Here is a 16,906-nt window from a genome sequence, read left to right as displayed (position 1 = left end):
CGCAAAAGCGGTTCGGACTGACCGCGTTCAACAAAAGTGCAACCGAGACGACCTGGGGACAACATGCAGGACGATAACGGTATCTCGTTTTTCGGCGCCCTGTGGAATGGACTGATCTGGTTCATTCAGAACATTGCCGAAGCCTTCTATAACTTTGGATACGCGATCACGCATCCGCAACTCTGGCTGGACTGGTCAGACAAACAAGCCATCATGCGCTTTGTCTATTACGGCGGGTCGATCGAGTTTTTTTTCGTGATCTTCGCAGTCTTTCTGGTGGTGACAGCCGTTGGCCTTTACCGCAACAGCTTCATGTGGGGCGTGGTGCGGGTGCTGGAAGGCTTTGCCAATACCACAGGCCGCTTCTTTGCATGGGCAGGCTTGCTGATGGTGATTCAGCAGATCGTCATTGTCTTTATGCAGCGGGTTTTCGCGCGACCGGATATGAGCTTTGGCTTTGGTATCCCGTTTCAGATGGATATCAGCTGGTTTGCGGAAGAACTGAAACTCTACAATGCCATGGTTGTTTGCCTGTGCTGTACCTACACCTTTGTGCAGGGCGGCCATGTCCGCGTTGATCTGGTCTATGCGGGCATCAGTCACCGCGCCAAACGTGTGGTCGACATGTGCGGGGCCGTGTTGTTCATGATGCCGATGGCGGTGCTGACATGGATGTATGGCTGGTATTTCATGTGGCGGCACCTGATCGTGCCGAAACCTTCGGCCAGCGACACACTGGACCGGCTGGTAGCCAAATCCCGTGCCCTGCGCTGGAATGTTGAAACCATCGGCTTCAGCCCCAACGGGTTCAACGCCTACTTCCTGTTCAAAATTCTGCTGGTCGCCTTTGCGGGCATGGTCTTCCTGCACGCGGTCGCCTTCCTGTACCGGTCGTATCTGGAATTTGTGGAAGGGCCGGAGAGTGTCGGGAAATACCTCGACAAGGACAGCCTTGGCGAAGGTGAAGAAGCCTATGAAGGCGCGCATTAGGGACGGAGACCCAGACTATGCTATTCGGACTTGATGGCGTCGAGATCGGCCTCATAATTGTATTCTTTTGCCTTTTCGGAGGCATCCTGTCCGGTTTTCCGGTGGCCTTCGCCATCGGCGGGGCCGGGATCATTTCCTTCGGGATCATCGCCGCGCTGGACAGCGCCGGGCTGCTGATCCATCAGGCCATCGATACCGGCTCGCAAGCTTATCGGGATTTGGTAAATTCGGGGATCAAGCCGGACACGGTGTCCGTGTTCCGATACCCGGACCTGCCACGTATCGCCGAGCCGGTCTTTGTTCAGGGTTGGGAAACGGCGCTGGACCGCAATGTGTCCTTCATCGTGAACCGGATGAACGAGCGTGTTCTGGCCGGGCAGTCCATCGAGACTCTGCTGGCCGTTCTGATGTTCGTCCTGATGGGCATCACGCTGGAACGCTCGAAGATCGCAAACGACCTGCTGACCACGATGGCGCGTGTCTTTGGCCCGCTGCCCGGCGGTCTGGCGGTGTCGATTGTGGTTGTGGGCGCGTTCCTTGCCGCCTCGACCGGGATCGTTGGCGCGACCGTGGTAACCATGGGCCTGTTGGCCCTGCCGACCATGTTGCGGAACAATTACTCGCCGGAATTGGCGACCGGTGTGATCGCGGCCTCGGGAACACTGGGGCAGATCATCCCGCCATCGATTGTGATCGTTCTGCTGGGGACACTGGCCGGTGATCTTTACTCCACTGCGCAGGAAACCCGCGCGGTCGAGGCAGGCTGTACCGACGCGCTGACCTATCTGGGTGAACCTGCGGTGGTTTCGGTGGGGACGCTGTTCCAGGCGGCGCTGCTGCCAGGCATTATGCTGGCGCTTCTCTATGCACTCTATGCCTTTGGCTATGCGATGCTGAACCCGGATAAGGCGCCGGCTGTTGAGATGGCTGGCGGCACCGGAGAGCCGATCACTCGCTCGGAAGGGCTGATCTGGTTCCTGGGCGCACCAATTGCCCTGATTGCAGGCGCGTTGTTGCTGGGCAGTGCCGGTGTCATCGGCAGTCAAAGCACAACGGTTTCGGCCTTCTCGGATATCGGAGAAGGGGCGTCGCTGCGCACCAACGTGTCGGAAGAGTGCCAAGCGTCGATGATCGAGCTACATGGCCAATCGGCCTGGGATCAGGCGGTGGCCGAGCAGGAGGCGTTGGATGCTGCCGGTGGCGCCGCAGAGTCGCAGCGTCTGACCGAGGAAGAGCTGGTTGCCGCGCGCGAAGCCAAGATTGCGGCTGCGGCGCCCATTGGTAACGGTGTTGCCGTGATCGTGGTTCTGCTGGGCCTGACGCTGGTGCTGGGACGCGGGATCGCCCCGTCGAAATCACCGCAGCCCTTGATCCTAGGGGCCATCGGACTGTTGCTGATGCTGCTGGTCGATGTGTTGCTGATTGCGCCCACGACATCGTCTGGCGCAACCTTCCTGCTGCTGGCCTTGCCATTTGCGCTGGCGATCTACGGTTGTAAGGAAGCGGCGATCCGATGTTCCTCGAATGACCTGATCCGGGTGGTCTTCCCGCCCCTGGTTCTGATCATCGCGGTTCTGGGCTCGATTCTGGGTGGCATCACCAACCCGACTCCTGCGGCGGCGCTGGGTGCAGGCGGGGCCATCATGCTGGCGGCCTATCGCAAGCTGCAGGATCAGGGAAAATCCGGCATGGTGATCATCTGGTCGACCTTTGCCATCATCATCTGTTTGTTGTTGGGGGTGAACTTCGACCTTCGGATCAATCAGGGTGGTGTGTCGGTTGAAAGCTGGATCGCCTTCGTCTTTGCATATTCGACATATCTATATGCGCTGTTCGGCCTGTTGTTCGGGTGCTGGGTGTTGTTTGCGGGCGGTGTTCTGACACCGGTTGTCCGTGAAACCGCCAAGGTGACGTCGATGGTGTTCACCATCCTGATCGGGTCCCAGTTGCTGAACCTTGTGGTGATCTCGTTCGGCGGAGAGCACTACATTCAGCAATTCCTCAAGAGCTTCGACAACGAGTTCACGGTCTTCCTGATCGTGATGCTGGTGCTGTTTGTTCTGGGTTTCGTGCTGGATTTCCTCGAGATCATTTACATCGTGATCCCGATTGTGGGGCCGGTGATCTATGGTGGGTCATTCGATCCCAAATGGGTCACAATCATGGTTGCGGTGAACCTGCAGACCTCGTTCCTGACACCACCGTTCGGGTTCGCGCTGTTCTATTTGCGCGGGGTGGCACCCAAAGAGGTGACGACAGGGCATATTTATCGCGGGATCATTCCGTTTGTGATCATTCAGGTGGTCGGGATCGCGATCTTGTGGTCATTCCCGTCCATCGTGACCATTGTGCCGGATCTGATCCCGAATTGAGCCGGTAAACGGAAAGAGCACGAGAAAAAGGGGGCCGTCGTCCCCCTTTTGTTCTGGAAGGGGCCAGCCCCTTCTTGGCCTTTGGCCAATTCAACCCCGGGATATTTTTTGCCAGATGAAGAGCGGATCGGAGGCAATTGCACGGGCGCCTTGGTGCACCGGCGCAGCGGAGGGTGTCGAGATGAGTTCAGGGCTGTCCGGGATCGTGAGATGGGGTCGATGCGCTTTGCCGGGCGCGTCAGCCTTTGGTGGGGTGCCGGTCGGGTAGCTGGATATTTGCCACTTGCTCGGCAATCGGTGGCGACGAGAGCGGGTGGTGCGAGGTGTCGGTGAATGCTTCAGGGTTGGAAATTTTGCGCCACTCGCCGCCCAGATAGGCCTGCAGGCCCGAGAATTTGGCCTTGTAGCCCATCTTGGGGCTGCCCGGGACCCAATAGCCCAGATATACATAAGGTAGCGCCGCCTCGCGCGCGATCTCGATATGGTCGAGGATCATGTAGGTGCCCAGCGATTTTTGGTGAAACGCGGGTTCGAAGAACGAGTAGACCATGCTGAGCCCGTCATCCAGAACATCCGTGAGGCTGACAGCGATCAGTTCGTCCGTTTCGGGGTGGGCATATTCGACCACGCGGCTGCGGATCGGAGTTTCCTCGATCATCGCGGCGAATTCGAACACATCCATATCGGCCATGCCACCATCGGCGTGGCGGGCATCAAGATAGCGTCGGAACAGATCGAACTGTTCATCCGTTGCCCAGGGCGAGGTGGCGCGGCGTTTCAGGTAGGAATTGCGTTTCGTGGCGCGTTTCTGGCTTTTGCTGGGACGAAAGGCCGAGATGTCGATCCGGGCGGACAGGCAGGCGGCGCAATCGGTGCACGAGGGGCGATACAGCACGTTCTGAGATCGACGAAACCCTTGCTGCGAAAGACAATTGTTCAGCCCGTCCGCACCTTCGCCTTGCAGTGCGGTAAACAGCTTACGTTCCATTCTGCCCTCAAGGTAAGGGCAGGGCTGGGGAGCCGTCACATAGAATTGTGGCGCAATTGGCAGCGTGTGTCGCATGAAGGGTCCGCGTTTCCTCGGGCCGGATGATAGCAACCGTTCCCGGGTCCGCCAAGCCCTTCACGCAGGTGATTTTCAGGCGCGTTGGTTGATCATGACCGTGCCAAGAAACGTGTCGGTCAGACCCTGACACCGGGCGCTGGTCATCATCATGATGACCGAGATGATCTGAAGGATCGGAAAGGCCATGCTGACGAAGTATCCGGCGGTATGGGCAACCGCCTTGCCGGTATCCATCCGTTCGCCAAATGCGTCGCGCAGTTCGATCCCCATGAAGCGCATTCCCAGCGTCGCTGACCCGTTCGAGATGGTGACGACGCGGTAAATGAAGCTGAGCACGGCATAGATCAGGGCCAGAAAGAACAGGCCCAGCCCGGCTGTAAACAGGATGGCCACCGTACACAGCAGCGAGATGAAAGCGATATCAAACAGCCATGCGAAGAAACGCTTGGTGGCGACGGATTGGTAGAATTCCGGCTGGCTGTCGGGATCAGGCAGGTTGGTCATGTCTTGGTCCGGTTATTGGTCAAAGGCACCCTGTCCCGAAGATCGGGACAGGGCAAGGCTGGATCAAGCAGGTTGTGCACCGTTTTCGGTGTCATCGCGATTGTCGCGGGCGCGTTCGTCCATGAATTCATCGAACTCGGCCTTGTCCTTGGCTTCGCGCAGACGGTGCAGGAAGGCCTCGAACTCCTTCTGCTCGCGCTCCAGCCGGGCCAGCGTATCGGCCTTGTAGGCGTCAAAGGCGCTGTTGCCGGAAGGTTTCATCGCGCTCATGTGACTGTTCCAGGACGTACGGCGGCTGCAGGATTTGCTGAACATGCGTTTGCTCCAGATCATATAGGCCAGAAGGGCCAGGCCAACGGGCCAGAAGAAGATGAAACCAAGAACCATAGCGGCGATCCAGGCCCCTTTGCCCTTGGCGTCCATCCAGGTTTCAGCGCGGTGCAGCCATCCCGGATTTTGAGGGACGGCGGTTTCAGACAATGCGGTCATTTTGATCTCCGGGTTGATGTAAATCTTGTTCACATTGTCTAGATGGGGAGCCCGGCTGGCGATGCAAGAGGTGAATGTGAAAAAGATTTACATTTATGTGCGGTGGCGGTTGATTGGTTGACCTCGGTTCGGATCAGGCGCAGGTTCCGGCTATGAACAATACCGAGACTACATCCCCTTCGTCGCTTGCTGAAATTCTGGATCTCGAGAAACAGGTGTGGGCGGCTTTGGTCGAAGGGGACGCCGCTGCGGACCGGGCGTTGCTGAGCCCTGATTTCCTGGGTGTCTATCCCAGCGGGTTCGCCAACCGGGACGATCACGTGGGTCAGTTTGCCGACGCCCCGACCATGGCGCGGTTCGATCTTAGCGACGAAAGGTTACGCGTTCTGACGCCGGACATTGTGCTTCTGTCTTATCGCGCAGATTATCAGCGTCCTGGCTCGGACAGAGGGGAGGCCATGCTGATCACCTCGCTATGGGAATGGCGCAATGGCGTCTGGATCAACAGTTTCAGCCAGGATACCCCGTTGGAGGACCAATGACCGGGCCAATCGCTATCCGGCGTATGCCGCGTCCGTTTGATCCGTCGCTGGGCGAAGAGACCAGACAGCAGGTCGATGTGGGGCCGGATCACGGTGACCTCATTGCGGGTGCTGCAGGATCGAGCCCATACCTGAAAAGTCTGATCGAGCGCGAAAGAATGTGGCTGCCGGAGGCTTTACAGGACCCGGATCAGGCGCTGGCACAGGTGATGGCAACGGCGCAGGAATTGCCCCGGGATCAGTTGAAACCGGGATTGCGCCAGGCCAAGCGGCAGGTGGCCCTGTTGACGGCCCTGGCCGATCTGGCAGGGGCATGGCCTTTGGAGAAAGTCACGTCGGCGCTGACGGATTTCGGCGCTTTAGCCGCTGATGTGGCCGCCAGGGCCGAGATCGAGGCGCTGATCCGGCGCGGTAAACTGCCGGGTATGACCGAGCAAGACGCCGAAACGGCCGCTGGCATGATCATTCTGGCGATGGGGAAGATGGGTGCGCATGAGCTGAACTACAGCTCGGATATCGATCTGATCGTGCTGTTTGACGAGACCCGATTCGACCCTGATGACTTTTATGAGGCGCGTCAGGGGATGGTGCGGGCGACGCGGAATTTCTGTGCCACGCTCAGCGAAAAGACGGCAGACGGGTATGTGTTTCGCACGGATCTGCGTCTGCGGCCCGACCCTGCTGTCACCCCGGTCTGCATCGCGGCTGAGGCTGCCGAGCGGTATTATGAAAGCCTCGGTCGCACGTGGGAGCGGGCCGCCTATATCAAGGCGCGGCCCTGTGCCGGAGATGTCGCGGCAGGCCAGCGCTTTTTGGATACGTTGCGCCCCTTCGTCTGGCGGCGGCACCTGGACTTCGCTGCCATTCAGGACGCGCATGACATGCGCCTGCGCATTCGCGAGAACAAGGGAACGGGTGGCGCTCTGACCATTCCGGGTCATGATATGAAGCTGGGGCAGGGCGGTATCCGCGAAATCGAGTTTTTTACCCAGACCCGACAGTTGATTGCCGGGGGGCGCGACCCCGATCTGCGTGTACGCGGGACGGTGCCGGGGCTGGCGGCTTTGGCCGAAAAGGGATGGGTTCCCGAGGACGTGGCCGAGAAGCTGACCGATCACTATCGCGCGCATCGCGAAGTTGAGCACCGCATTCAGATGGTCCACGATGCCCAGACCCACAAAGTGCCGCAGTCGCCGGACGGTATTGAACGGGTGGCATGCCTGATGGGCATCGACAGCACCGAATTGGCCGCCGACCTGACCCGCCGCCTGACCGAGGTACATGATCTTACCGAGGGATTTTTTGCGCCCGGTGCCGCAGCCTCCGTGCCATCGCCTGAGATTTCCTTTGATAAGGGCGTCATGGCGCGTTGGAGGACCTATCCGGCGCTGCGTTCGCAACGCGGGGCCCGGATATTCGAGCGGCTGAAGCCTGAATTGCTGACGCGCCTCGCCAAGACCGCGAAACCGGATGAGGCACTGCTGGCGCTTGACGGGTTCCTTTCCGGCCTGCCCGCCGGGGTGCAGCTGTTTTCTCTGTTCGAGGCCAATCCGCACCTGATCGATTTGCTGGTCGATATCGTGGGGACCTCGCACGCGCTGGCGGCGCACCTGTCGCGCAATGCCTCGGTGTTTGATGCGGTGATCGGAGGCAGTTTCTTCGATGACTGGCCGGGAAAAGACGCCTTGCAGGCTGATCTGGAACAGGCGCTGCAGCAAGAGGCGGACTATGAAAGCCAGTTGGACCTGGCCCGGCGGTGGTGCAAGGAATGGCACTTCCGCGTTGGCGTTCACCATCTGCGTGGCCTGATCGCCGGAACCCAGGCGGGCCAGCAATATGCCGATCTGGCCAGTGCGGTCATCGCCGCCATTCTGCCCTGTGTCGAGGCGCAGTTTGCAGCCAAGCACGGACCTGCTCCGGGGCGCGGAGCTGCGGTGCTGGGCATGGGATCGCTGGGGGCAGGGCGGATCAACTCGCAATCGGATCTGGATATGATCGTGATCTACGATCCGTTGGATCAGGATATGTCCGACGGTCCGCGCCCGTTGGCCACCCGCACCTATTATGCGCGGTTTACGCAGGCTTTGATCACGGCGCTTTCGGCCCCGATGTCACAGGGACGGCTGTATGAGGTAGACATGCGCCTGCGCCCCTCGGGCAATCAGGGGCCGGTGGCCACCAGTTGGGCGAGCTTTACCAACTATCAGCAGAATGAGGCTTGGGTGTGGGAACATCTGGCCCTGACCCGCGCACATGTGGTGGCCGGTGACGCGGCCCTTGCTGACGACATCGAAGCGTTCCGCACCGCGCTTCTCGCGCGTCCCAGGGATCGCGCGCAGGTGTTGCACGACGTGGCCGAAATGCGCGCGCGTCTGGCCGCCGCGAAGTCGCCCGCTGGCATCTGGGATGCCAAAACCGGAGCCGGGCGCATGATGGATATCGAGCTGATGGCCGAGACCGGAGCCCTGCTGGCCGGACTGGCGCAACGCGATGTGCATACCGGTCTGGACGGTGCTGTCGCAGCTGGCCTGTTCGATGTCGCGCAGGTGCAAACGCTGAAAGACTGCTACGATCTATGCTGGTCGGTACAATGCGCGGCCCGGCTGCTGTCGGGCAAAGTGATTGAGGCCGATAAGATCGGTGAGGGTGGCGCGGCTTTTCTGTGTCGGGCCACCAGGTTCGAACAGGTCGAACAGCTTCAGGCCGCGCTGCAGGAAAGTTACGACACTGCCGCCGCGCTGATCGGCACAGTGATTACAGAGGATGACAATGGCGCGCAGTGACGATCCCAACGACCACAAGGGCCTGATCCGCGAGGCCTATAACATCGACGGCATCTCGTTGCCCGAATGCCGGAGCATCTTTCTGGACTGGGCGCTGAGCCTTCCGGCTGATCGGGATCAAAGGCAGGCACTGTCGGACCTACATGCGCTGTATTCGGCACAGGCGGCAGATCACCCGATGACACAGGTGCTGGCCGAAGGTCTGCAGGCGGCGCAGGCTCCAAAACGGCGCGGCGGCTGGCGCGCGCGTCAACGCTAGGGCTTTCCCCCATGTGCATTCGCCACTAAGAGGGCGCTATGACCCAACCCGACCGCCCCCGTATCCGATTGAAACCCAAAGCCAATGCGCGCGGTCTGCGCCACGGCTTCCCTTGGGTTTACGCCAATGACATCGTGGCCGACCGACGCACCCGAAAAATTCCGGCAGGGGCTCTGGCGATTCTTGAAGATGACAAGCGCGCGCCCATCGCTCTGGTGGCGGTGAACCCGGCCTCGAAAATCATGTGTCGCGTGCTGGATCGCGACCTGACCGCCGAGTTGACTCTCGACTGGTTCGAAACCCGCTTGCGCCGCGCGCTGGATATGCGCGCTCGCGTCTTCGACGCGCCTTACTATCGCCTGATCCATGCCGAGGCCGACGGGTTGCCCGGTGTCATCATTGACCGTTTCGGCGATACCTGCGTGATTCAACCCAATGCCGCCTGGGCCGAGACGTATCTGCAAACCCTGACAGATGCGCTCATCTCGGTCACCGGGGTCACGACGGTTCTGAAAAACGCCTCAGGCCGGACCCGTGGTCTGGAAGGCTTGGACAATGTCAACCAAACGCTGCGCGGAATTGCACCCAAGGCACCGGTTTCGGTGCCGATGAACGGCGCGACTTATATGGCGGATCTGACAGGCGGACAAAAAACCGGCCTGTTTTATGATCAACGCCCAAACCATGCCTTCGCCGCGCAGCTGGTTACACCGGGCGCACGAGTTCTGGACGTGTTCAGTCATGTCGGCGGCTTCGGTCTGGCCATGCTTGCAGGCGGTGCGGATCAGGCGGTGTCGGTCGATGGATCCGCGGCCGCGCTTGCCCTGGCCGCACAAGGGGCGCAGGCGTCGGGCGTCGCTGATCGCTTTGAAATCCGCCAGGGTGATGCGTTTGACACGCTGACAGCGCTGGGCGAGGAACAGGCACAGTTCGACGTGGTCATCTGCGACCCACCCGCCTTCGCGCCCTCGAAACAAGCGCTGGACGCTGGACTGCGCGCCTATGAACGCATTGCCCGCCTGTCCGCGCCGCTGGTTAAACCGGGTGGCTATCTCGGTTTATGTTCCTGCTCTCACGCGGCCGATCTTGGCCGGTTCCGGGATGCATCTTCGCGCGGGATGGGCCGGGCCGGGCGGCAGGCACAGCTGATCCATACGGGCTTTGCCGGACCTGATCACCCACAATTGCCGCAACTGGCCGAAAGCGGCTATCTCAAAGCCGTGTTCTATCGCCTGTGAAAGCGGTCCTCGATACCTGCGTCATCTACCCGACGGTGATGCGCGAGATGCTTCTGGGTGCCGCTAAACTCGGACATTTCCAACCGATCTGGTCTACTCGAATTCTAGAAGAATGGGCCCGCGCCGCCCGCAAACTGGGACCAACGGGCGAAGAACAGGCGCGTGCGGAAATCGCCCTGAGCCAGACCAACTGGCCACAGGCCGAACACCCTCCGGCACCGGGCCTCGAACACCGCCTCTGGTTGCCGGACGCAGCCGACATACATGTCCTCGCCACGGCCATTTCTTCTTCCGCCGACATGATCGTGACGCTCAATGCAAAGGATTTTCCCAAAAACATACTGGCTGAAGAGGGGCTCAGCCGCCGCGATCCCGACGCCTTGTTGCACGGCTTCTGGCAAACTGATCCCCATGGTCTCAGCGAAATGGCCAACCGTGTTCTCACCGAAGCCAACCGGCTTTCCGGCGATCAGTGGACCTTGCGCACCCTGATGAAAAAAGCGCGCCTGCCGCGGCTCGGTAAAGCCCTGTCAACCTGAGCTCCACCTCCCGAACTTCATCTTTTCAAAAATACTCCGGGGAGCGCGAGGGGCTGGCCCCTCGCTGCACGAACGCTAGCCTTCTGCCCCCCACCGCTTTTCCAAAACCTCCAGCGCCGCTATCCGCTCATCGGTTTTGGGGTGACTCATCAACCAGGCCGGCGTGACCCCCGCCCGCTGCTGAGTCAGATCTTCCAGCTTGTGAAACAGGGATTTCTGCGGTCCGATCCCGATCCCGGCCTTGGTCAGCAAAGCGGCGGCATATTCATCCGCCTCATATTCATCTCCGCGCGACAAGCGCGAGGCCAGCAGATGCGTCAGCATATTCGCAATCCACGCCCCGACAAAGGGAATGAACCGGTTCAACAGCATCATCAACGCCGCCCGCAGCGCGTTTTGGCCGGAAAAATCAATCATCCGCCGCCGCGCATGTCCCAGCGCGACGTGGCCTAACTCGTGGGCAATCACGCTGGCCATCTCCTCGGCCGAAACTTCTCCGTTGCGAAACTTGCGGTAAAACCCGCGTGTGATGAAAATCCGACCGTCCGGCGCGGCCAATCCGTTCACCGGGTCGATTTCGTAGATGTAAACCGGTACCCGTTCGATCCCCAATGCCGCAGCCAGCCTGTCGGTCATACGCTTCAGCGCCGGGTCCGCCAACTCCGTCGATTTCGCATCCAGATCCCGATGCGTGCGCCAGACGGAAATCCGGTACATCACAATGGCATAACCAACAGCCAGCAGGATCGGGGTCAAACGCAGCATGAACTGGATATGGGGGTCTTTGCCAAAGAGAGCAAATCAAAATCGGTTTTTGGGTTTCGCTTCCCAAAAAAATTGCCAGCTCAAGCGGTAGAGCGTTGCCATTCGACGCAGGCTGTTACGATCTGTCCCTGAAAAACGACCTCAGCCGCGCTCAGCTGCAGTGTCCCGTCCAGGAATCTTACCTGACGACGCTGTTCTGTCCCGACCCAGTTCGGAAAAGAAGCCTGCGTGACGCGATGTATCACGTGATCGCCGTAATACTCATATGGTCCTGCATAGGTGATCTGTGACTTGAAGGCCGCTGAATCCTCGGCTTCTGTTCCGCCAAATGGGTCGCTTTCTTTGAACAACCGCCGGTCTGCCGCCATCAGTTGCACAAATACAAACCCATCCGGAGAGTAGTTGATGTAACCGCTTGCGTTCGGCCCCAAGGGATAGAGGTGTTGGCCGGATTCGGTCTCGTTATACCAATTCATCAACGACCAGGTCCCGGTCAGCGGTGTCGTCCCTTTCATCGGGTCATCTTTCCATGAATTACGCTTGGCAGCGGCGCGTTGCCCATGTCTGTTCGGTGGGGCGCGGTCAAACAATCGGGATTGCGTGGCTGGTCAGTTTTTGAGGGCATACCTGTCCGCTTCTTCAAACACGTCGATCACACGCGTGCCCGCCTTGATCTTGCCGCCATGCTCGATTCCGGTCGGAATGGAATAGCTGTCGCCAGGACGATATACTTTGGTCGATCCATCGATAGTCAGTTCGATCTCGCCCTCAATCACAGTTCCCCATTGCGCGCCGTGTGCATGTGCGGGAAGTTCCATATCCTTATGAAAAGTGAAGAATGCAACCAACCCTGCCTCGGATTTGATCACTGCCGTGGTGACGACGTCCTCTGGGAACGGCACGTCGAGGCCTGGAAAGTCTGTGATGAATTTGGGGAAAGACATAAGGTTATCCTGAAAGGTGGGTCGGAAAATCTGGACACTACCTTGGCAGCGCAGGATTTCAAATGCAATTGTCGTGGTCTTTTTCTTTGAGCCAAGTAAGCGGTCTATCGCGTCAGCTCGCGCATGCCCTGTTCCAGCCCGGCCAGAGTCATCGGCACCATACGGTCCTCGAAAATCTCGCGGATCATGCCGACCGAGTGGGTATACTCCCAATACTTCTCGGGCACCGGGTTGATCCACAGATTTGACGACCACTGTTCCCGGGCACGTTGCAGCCAGACCTGCCCGGTCTCGGGGTTCCAGTGTTCGCTGGCACCGCCGGGATAGGCGATCTCATAGGGGCTCATCGACGCGTCGCCGACAAAAATGCATTTGTAGTCGGGCCCATAGGTGCGCAACACCTCGTGGGTGGAGGTTTGCTGGTCCCAGCGGCGGCGATTGTCGCGCCAGACGCCCTCATACAGGCAGTTGTGAAAGTAGTAATATTCCAGATGCTTGAACTCGGTCCGCGCGGCCGAGAAAAGCTCTTCCACCACTTTGATATGCGGGTCCATCGAGCCGCCGACGTCCAAAAACAAAAGCACCTTGACCGCGTTGTGCCGCTCGGGGCGGGTTTTGACGTCCAGATAACCATGCTCGGCCGTGGCGCGGATGGTGCCATCCAGATCCAGCTCTTCCGCGGCCCCTTCGCGCGCCCAGCGGCGCAGGCGTTTCAGGGCGACCTTGATGTTGCGGGTGCCCAGTTCAACCGTGTCATCGAGGTTCTTGAATTCGCGTTTGTCCCAGACCTTGACCGCGCGCTGGTGGCGGCTTTCTTTCTGGCCGATGCGCACGCCCTCGGGATTGTACCCATAGGCCCCGAACGGAGAGGTGCCGGCGGTGCCGATCCACTTGTTGCCGCCCTGATGACGGCCTTGCTGATCCTTCAGCCGCTCACGCAGCTTTTCCATCAGTTTGTCAAACCCGCCAAGGGCCTCAATCTCGGCCTTCTCTTCGTCGCTCAGGTGTTTCTCGGCCATTTTCTGCAGCCATTCGGCCGGGATATCGACGGCCTCGAGCACCTGATCGAAACTGATATCCTCCAGCCCTTTGAAGCTGGCAGCAAAGGCGCGGTCGAACTTGTCGATATTGCGCTCGTCTTTCACCATCGACACGCGGGCAAGGTAGTAGAACGCTTCGATATCATAGGTGGCCAGACCCTTCTTCATGCCCTCCAGAAAAGTCAGATATTCGCGTAAGGACACAGGAATACCGGCTATACGGAGGTTTTCGAAAAAGGGCAGAAACATCGCTCAGATCACCAGACGGACAAGGACCAGCGACAAGATCAGCCCCACAAGCGCAAAGGCAATGCCATAGCCGGCGGCATATTGGGCAATATCCGCGCCGCTTCCGTTGCGTTTGCGCGCCGTCAGGCCCCCCAGGATCGCGCCCAGAACAGCCATTCCCACAACCACCAGCATGTGTCGTTATCCACCCGTGTTGACAGAGGTCGCCTGCGCCACGCTTTGTGTCACAGACCGCACCACCAGATCCGAGCCAAAGCCGTAGCGTGCCCATCCGATACTGTCCAGCCTGACGGCGCGTGCCTGGTTGATCCGACCTGCCTGACGCAGCGCCTCGGATTTCAGCAACAGCAAGGTCGCGAGTTGCGCGGCGTTTTCGGCACGGGTCATGACGTCGATTGCCTTGTTAAGGTCGGGTAGGGCGTCTTCGCCGCGCCCATTGGCCAGCGCAAAGGCGGCTGTTTGTGCGGTGACGTGCGCCTGCTGTACTTCGGTGCCGGGGGTGGCTTTCAGGTATTGCTGCGCCAGCGCAAACTGTTGCTGTGCGGCATCCGGATCATCGAACTGGGTCATCCGGCCCAGCAGATAATGCGGGTAAGCGCGTCGATGGTCCGTCCAGCCCTGTTGCTGCCCGATCCGCGCGGCCTTTTGTGCGGCTCGAACCCGGCGCGGCGAGGGACCACCTGCGCCAACCGCGTTCTGGATTGCATCGACCCATTCACGCGGAGTGTCGGACAGCGGTTGAGCCGCCAAAGCCTCTCCGCGGGGGTTCAGGCGTTTGAGAACCCCGGGCAGCACTGCCTCGACCTGTGTTTGGGTCATGCCGTTGCGGAGTTCAGGCGCATAGGCTGCACGCAGGATCAGCATGTCAAACCCGGTCAGCACGGTGTGGAAATTGTCGTCGTTGAACACCGAATCCGGCAGGTGGTACAGGTCGTTCAGCGGCCCGAGCGCTTGCGCCAGTTCTTCATGCAGGCAATCGCGCACTTCTTGCGGGCTGACGTCGTACGGAATGAATATCCCGATCCGTTCACGGCTGCGCAACTCGGTCCAGTTGCTTTTGCTTTTCCGGCGGTCACGGCGGTATTCTTCCAGACTGGACGCGTTGGGCACCACGAAACAGGCCGCCTGTGGCAGGATGCGGCGGATTTGTTTCTGGCTGATCGCCTCGATGGTGATGTTGGCCGGGCCGTCCGAGATCTGGCGAATGTCGATCCGGGCTTCTCGCTGGATGCGTGTCAGCAGCCGGGTCAGGTCGGTTTGCATCGATGGTGCAGGGGTGCCGGTCAACCTGACGGTGACCGGGCCTTCAAATCGCGTGAAAACGGGCAGGGGGGCACCGCTTTCCAACGCGAAGTGCAACGACACGAAATCGGCGGCGATGTTCTGGTTAGACCGCGCCGGAGGGCTGGGCCGCGCCAGACCAAAGGATTTGGTCGGCGGCAACGACGCCTCGACCACCTTGATGCGTGTCGGCAACTCGATCGTTTCGATCGAAGTACAGGCCGACAGCAATGTCAGCAGAAGCGCGACCCCGAGCCGTCTCATGGGCGCTGATACTTGATGAAGGGTGTCAAGGTTCCGATCCGGTCGTATAGCTTTCGGGCCGTCTGGTTGAAATCCTGTGTCAGCCAATAAACTGTTGGCGCATCTTGCCGGTCAGCCTCGTCATAAACCGCTTGAATCAAGGCACGTCCCACGCCGGTTCCGCGCGCCTCTGGCCGGGCGAACAAGTCCTGCAGATAGCAAACCCGTTCAACCTTCCAGGCATGGCGATGAAACAGGTAATGGGTCAGACCCAGCAAGCGGCCTTCGGCTTCGGCCACGAAGCAGGAAAAGTCCTGCGGGTCGTCGCCAAGAAGCCGCGCGAACGTGCTTTCATAGATGGCGTCCGGTACTTCGGTCTCATAAAACGCCAGATAATCGCGCCACATCTCGGACCATTGTGCACGGTCTTCGGGCCGTAGCGCGCGGATGACGGGGGCGTCGGGCAATTGGGGGTCCTGCTCTAAGTATTATGTGGTGTACGACCGGATTGTGGCCATGTTTGAAACAATGCTGACACCCGGCATGACAGAAGGCAAGCCGAGATCGGTTGATCGCCAAGAAAATATGGCGGTTTAACGCTTACTGCGCGCCATGAAGGCAAGACGTTCGAACAGGTGCACATCCTGTTCATTCTTCAAAAGGGCGCCATGCAGCTTGGGCAGCGCATTTGCGCCGTCGCGCTTGAGGTCTTCCGAGGTCAAATCCTCGGCCAGCAACAGTTTCAGCCAATCCAGCACTTCCGAGGTCGAAGGCTTTTTCTTCAATCCCTGAGTGTCGCGGATTTCGTAGAACTGCGTCAACGCGGTGGTCAGCAGCGCATCCTTGATGCCGGGGTGATGCACCTCGACGATGCGGCGCATCGTGGTCTCGTCCGGAAACCGGATATAGTGAAAGAAACAGCGCCGCAGAAAGGCGTCGGGCAGTTCCTTTTCGTTGTTCGAGGTGATGATGACGATGGGGCGGTGCTTGGCCCGGATCGTCTCGCCTGTCTCGTAGACGTGGAACTCCATCTTATCGAGCTCCTGCAGCAGGTCGTTGGGAAACTCGATATCGGCCTTGTCGATCTCGTCGATCAGCAGAACGACCTTTTCGTCGGCGTCAAAGGCCTGCCACAGTTTGCCCTTGCGGATGTAGTTCGAGACGTCATGGACCCGCTCGTCCCCCAACTGGCTGTCGCGCAGGCGGCTGACGGCATCGTATTCGTACAGACCCTGTTGCGCGCGGGTCGTGGATTTGACGTTCCATTCGATCATCGTCAAACCCAACGCACTGGCCACCTGTTTGGCCAGTTCGGTCTTGCCGGTGCCGGGCTCGCCCTTGACCAGCAGAGGCCGTTCCAGTGTGACGGCGGCGTTCACCGCAATGGTCAGATCATCTGTTGCAACATAATCTGCTGTGCTTTGGAAACGTGCGGTCATTGGCCTCTCATCTCATGGCGCCGTGTGTGCTTATCGGGTTACAGAGCGGCAGAGATTTTTACAAGACAGACCGCTGCGTCGCCTGACGCGAATTTGCGCAATGACTCCAATGCCTTTGGTTGATTCGGGCGCTAACATTCAGTGCGACACTTTAGAATTTGCC

At 59.5% G+C, this 16,906-nt stretch carries 18 protein-coding genes; 7 read left to right on the top strand and 11 right to left on the bottom strand.

Going from position 1 to position 16,906, the window contains the following annotated elements:
- The first annotated feature begins 63 nt into the window (after positions 1 to 63).
- Positions 64 to 990, top strand: coding sequence for a TRAP transporter small permease subunit (locus ACRZ9X_RS01105; RefSeq protein WP_480515343.1), 927 nt, complete (start codon positions 64 to 66; stop codon positions 988 to 990).
- 17 nt (positions 991 to 1,007) lie between these two features.
- A complete protein-coding gene (locus ACRZ9X_RS01100) occupies positions 1,008 to 3,362 on the top strand; it encodes a TRAP transporter large permease subunit (RefSeq protein ID WP_480515341.1) in 2,355 nt (784 codons plus the stop codon).
- Positions 3,363 to 3,600: 238 nt separating this feature from the next.
- On the opposite strand, the gene ACRZ9X_RS01095 is transcribed toward ACRZ9X_RS01100, so the two are convergent.
- The 3 genes from ACRZ9X_RS01095 to ACRZ9X_RS01085 form a co-directional block, all read right to left on the bottom strand.
- Positions 3,601 to 4,425 carry an arginyltransferase gene (locus tag ACRZ9X_RS01095; protein WP_480515339.1) on the bottom strand — a complete coding sequence of 275 codons (825 nt, stop codon included), beginning with the start codon at positions 4,423 to 4,425 and terminating at the stop codon, positions 3,601 to 3,603.
- 75 nt (positions 4,426 to 4,500) lie between these two features.
- Positions 4,501 to 4,932 (bottom strand): RDD family protein, encoded by a 432-nt coding sequence (locus ACRZ9X_RS01090; RefSeq protein WP_480515337.1) that lies wholly within the window; start codon positions 4,930 to 4,932, stop codon positions 4,501 to 4,503.
- A 63-nt stretch (positions 4,933 to 4,995) separates the two neighbouring features.
- Positions 4,996 to 5,421 carry a DUF2852 domain-containing protein gene (locus tag ACRZ9X_RS01085; protein ID WP_480515336.1) on the bottom strand — a complete coding sequence of 142 codons (426 nt, stop codon included), beginning with the start codon at positions 5,419 to 5,421 and terminating at the stop codon, positions 4,996 to 4,998.
- Positions 5,422 to 5,534: 113 nt separating this feature from the next.
- On the opposite strand from ACRZ9X_RS01085, the gene ACRZ9X_RS01080 reads away from it, so the two are divergent.
- From ACRZ9X_RS01080 to ACRZ9X_RS01060, 5 genes are read left to right on the top strand one after another with little or no spacing between them, the layout of a single operon-like run.
- Positions 5,535 to 5,963, top strand: coding sequence for a DUF4440 domain-containing protein (locus ACRZ9X_RS01080; protein WP_480515334.1), 429 nt, complete (start codon positions 5,535 to 5,537; stop codon positions 5,961 to 5,963).
- Entirely contained in the window at positions 5,960 to 8,746 is a 2,787-nt protein-coding gene (locus ACRZ9X_RS01075; protein WP_480515332.1) for a [protein-PII] uridylyltransferase family protein, read from the top strand. Before ACRZ9X_RS01080 ends, ACRZ9X_RS01075 begins: the two co-directional genes overlap by 4 nt.
- Positions 8,733 to 9,005 carry a hypothetical protein gene (locus tag ACRZ9X_RS01070; RefSeq protein ID WP_480515330.1) on the top strand — a complete coding sequence of 91 codons (273 nt, stop codon included), beginning with the start codon at positions 8,733 to 8,735 and terminating at the stop codon, positions 9,003 to 9,005. The genes ACRZ9X_RS01075 and ACRZ9X_RS01070 overlap by 14 nt, the downstream gene beginning before the upstream one ends.
- A 38-nt stretch (positions 9,006 to 9,043) precedes the next feature.
- Positions 9,044 to 10,243, top strand: coding sequence for an RSP_2647 family RNA methyltransferase (locus ACRZ9X_RS01065; RefSeq protein ID WP_480515328.1), 1,200 nt, complete (start codon positions 9,044 to 9,046; stop codon positions 10,241 to 10,243).
- Positions 10,240 to 10,782, top strand: coding sequence for an RSP_2648 family PIN domain-containing protein (locus tag ACRZ9X_RS01060; RefSeq protein WP_480515326.1), 543 nt, complete (start codon positions 10,240 to 10,242; stop codon positions 10,780 to 10,782). The genes ACRZ9X_RS01065 and ACRZ9X_RS01060 overlap by 4 nt, the downstream gene beginning before the upstream one ends.
- Positions 10,783 to 10,857: 75 nt before the next feature.
- Here ACRZ9X_RS01060 and ACRZ9X_RS01055 read toward each other — a convergent pair whose 3' ends face one another.
- The 8 genes from ACRZ9X_RS01055 to ACRZ9X_RS01020 all read right to left on the bottom strand — a co-directional run bounded on the left by ACRZ9X_RS01055 (position 10,858) and on the right by ACRZ9X_RS01020 (position 16,743).
- On the bottom strand, positions 10,858 to 11,547 hold the full coding sequence (locus tag ACRZ9X_RS01055) for a M48 family metallopeptidase (protein WP_480515324.1): 690 nt from the start codon (positions 11,545 to 11,547) through the stop codon (positions 10,858 to 10,860).
- Between the two features lie 80 nt (positions 11,548 to 11,627).
- Positions 11,628 to 12,062 carry a lipocalin-like domain-containing protein gene (locus ACRZ9X_RS01050; RefSeq protein ID WP_480515322.1) on the bottom strand — a complete coding sequence of 145 codons (435 nt, stop codon included), beginning with the start codon at positions 12,060 to 12,062 and terminating at the stop codon, positions 11,628 to 11,630.
- A gap of 93 nt (positions 12,063 to 12,155) precedes the next feature.
- Entirely contained in the window at positions 12,156 to 12,491 is a 336-nt protein-coding gene (locus ACRZ9X_RS01045) for a cupin domain-containing protein (protein WP_480515320.1), read from the bottom strand.
- Positions 12,492 to 12,595: 104 nt separating this feature from the next.
- Positions 12,596 to 13,780: a vWA domain-containing protein gene (locus ACRZ9X_RS01040; protein ID WP_480515319.1), complete on the bottom strand. Its 1,185-nt coding sequence runs from the start codon at positions 13,778 to 13,780 to the stop codon at positions 12,596 to 12,598.
- Positions 13,781 to 13,783: 3 nt separating this feature from the next.
- Positions 13,784 to 13,954, bottom strand: coding sequence for a hypothetical protein (locus ACRZ9X_RS01035; RefSeq protein ID WP_480515317.1), 171 nt, complete (start codon positions 13,952 to 13,954; stop codon positions 13,784 to 13,786).
- Positions 13,955 to 13,960: 6 nt separating this feature from the next.
- On the bottom strand, positions 13,961 to 15,325 hold the full coding sequence (locus tag ACRZ9X_RS01030) for a DUF2927 domain-containing protein (RefSeq protein WP_480515315.1): 1,365 nt from the start codon (positions 15,323 to 15,325) through the stop codon (positions 13,961 to 13,963).
- Complete coding sequence (locus ACRZ9X_RS01025; protein ID WP_480515890.1) at positions 15,322 to 15,711, bottom strand: N-acetyltransferase family protein; 390 nt, start codon at positions 15,709 to 15,711, stop codon at positions 15,322 to 15,324. Before ACRZ9X_RS01025 ends, ACRZ9X_RS01030 begins: the two co-directional genes overlap by 4 nt.
- A 186-nt stretch (positions 15,712 to 15,897) precedes the next feature.
- On the bottom strand, positions 15,898 to 16,743 hold the full coding sequence (locus ACRZ9X_RS01020) for an AAA family ATPase (protein ID WP_480515313.1): 846 nt from the start codon (positions 16,741 to 16,743) through the stop codon (positions 15,898 to 15,900).
- Positions 16,744 to 16,906: the final 163 nt, after the last annotated feature.

The organism is Ruegeria sp. AL1 (assembly GCF_056540905.1).
The sequence above is the reverse complement of the archived record's forward strand: the minus strand, read 5'-3'. Positions and strand labels throughout refer to the sequence as shown.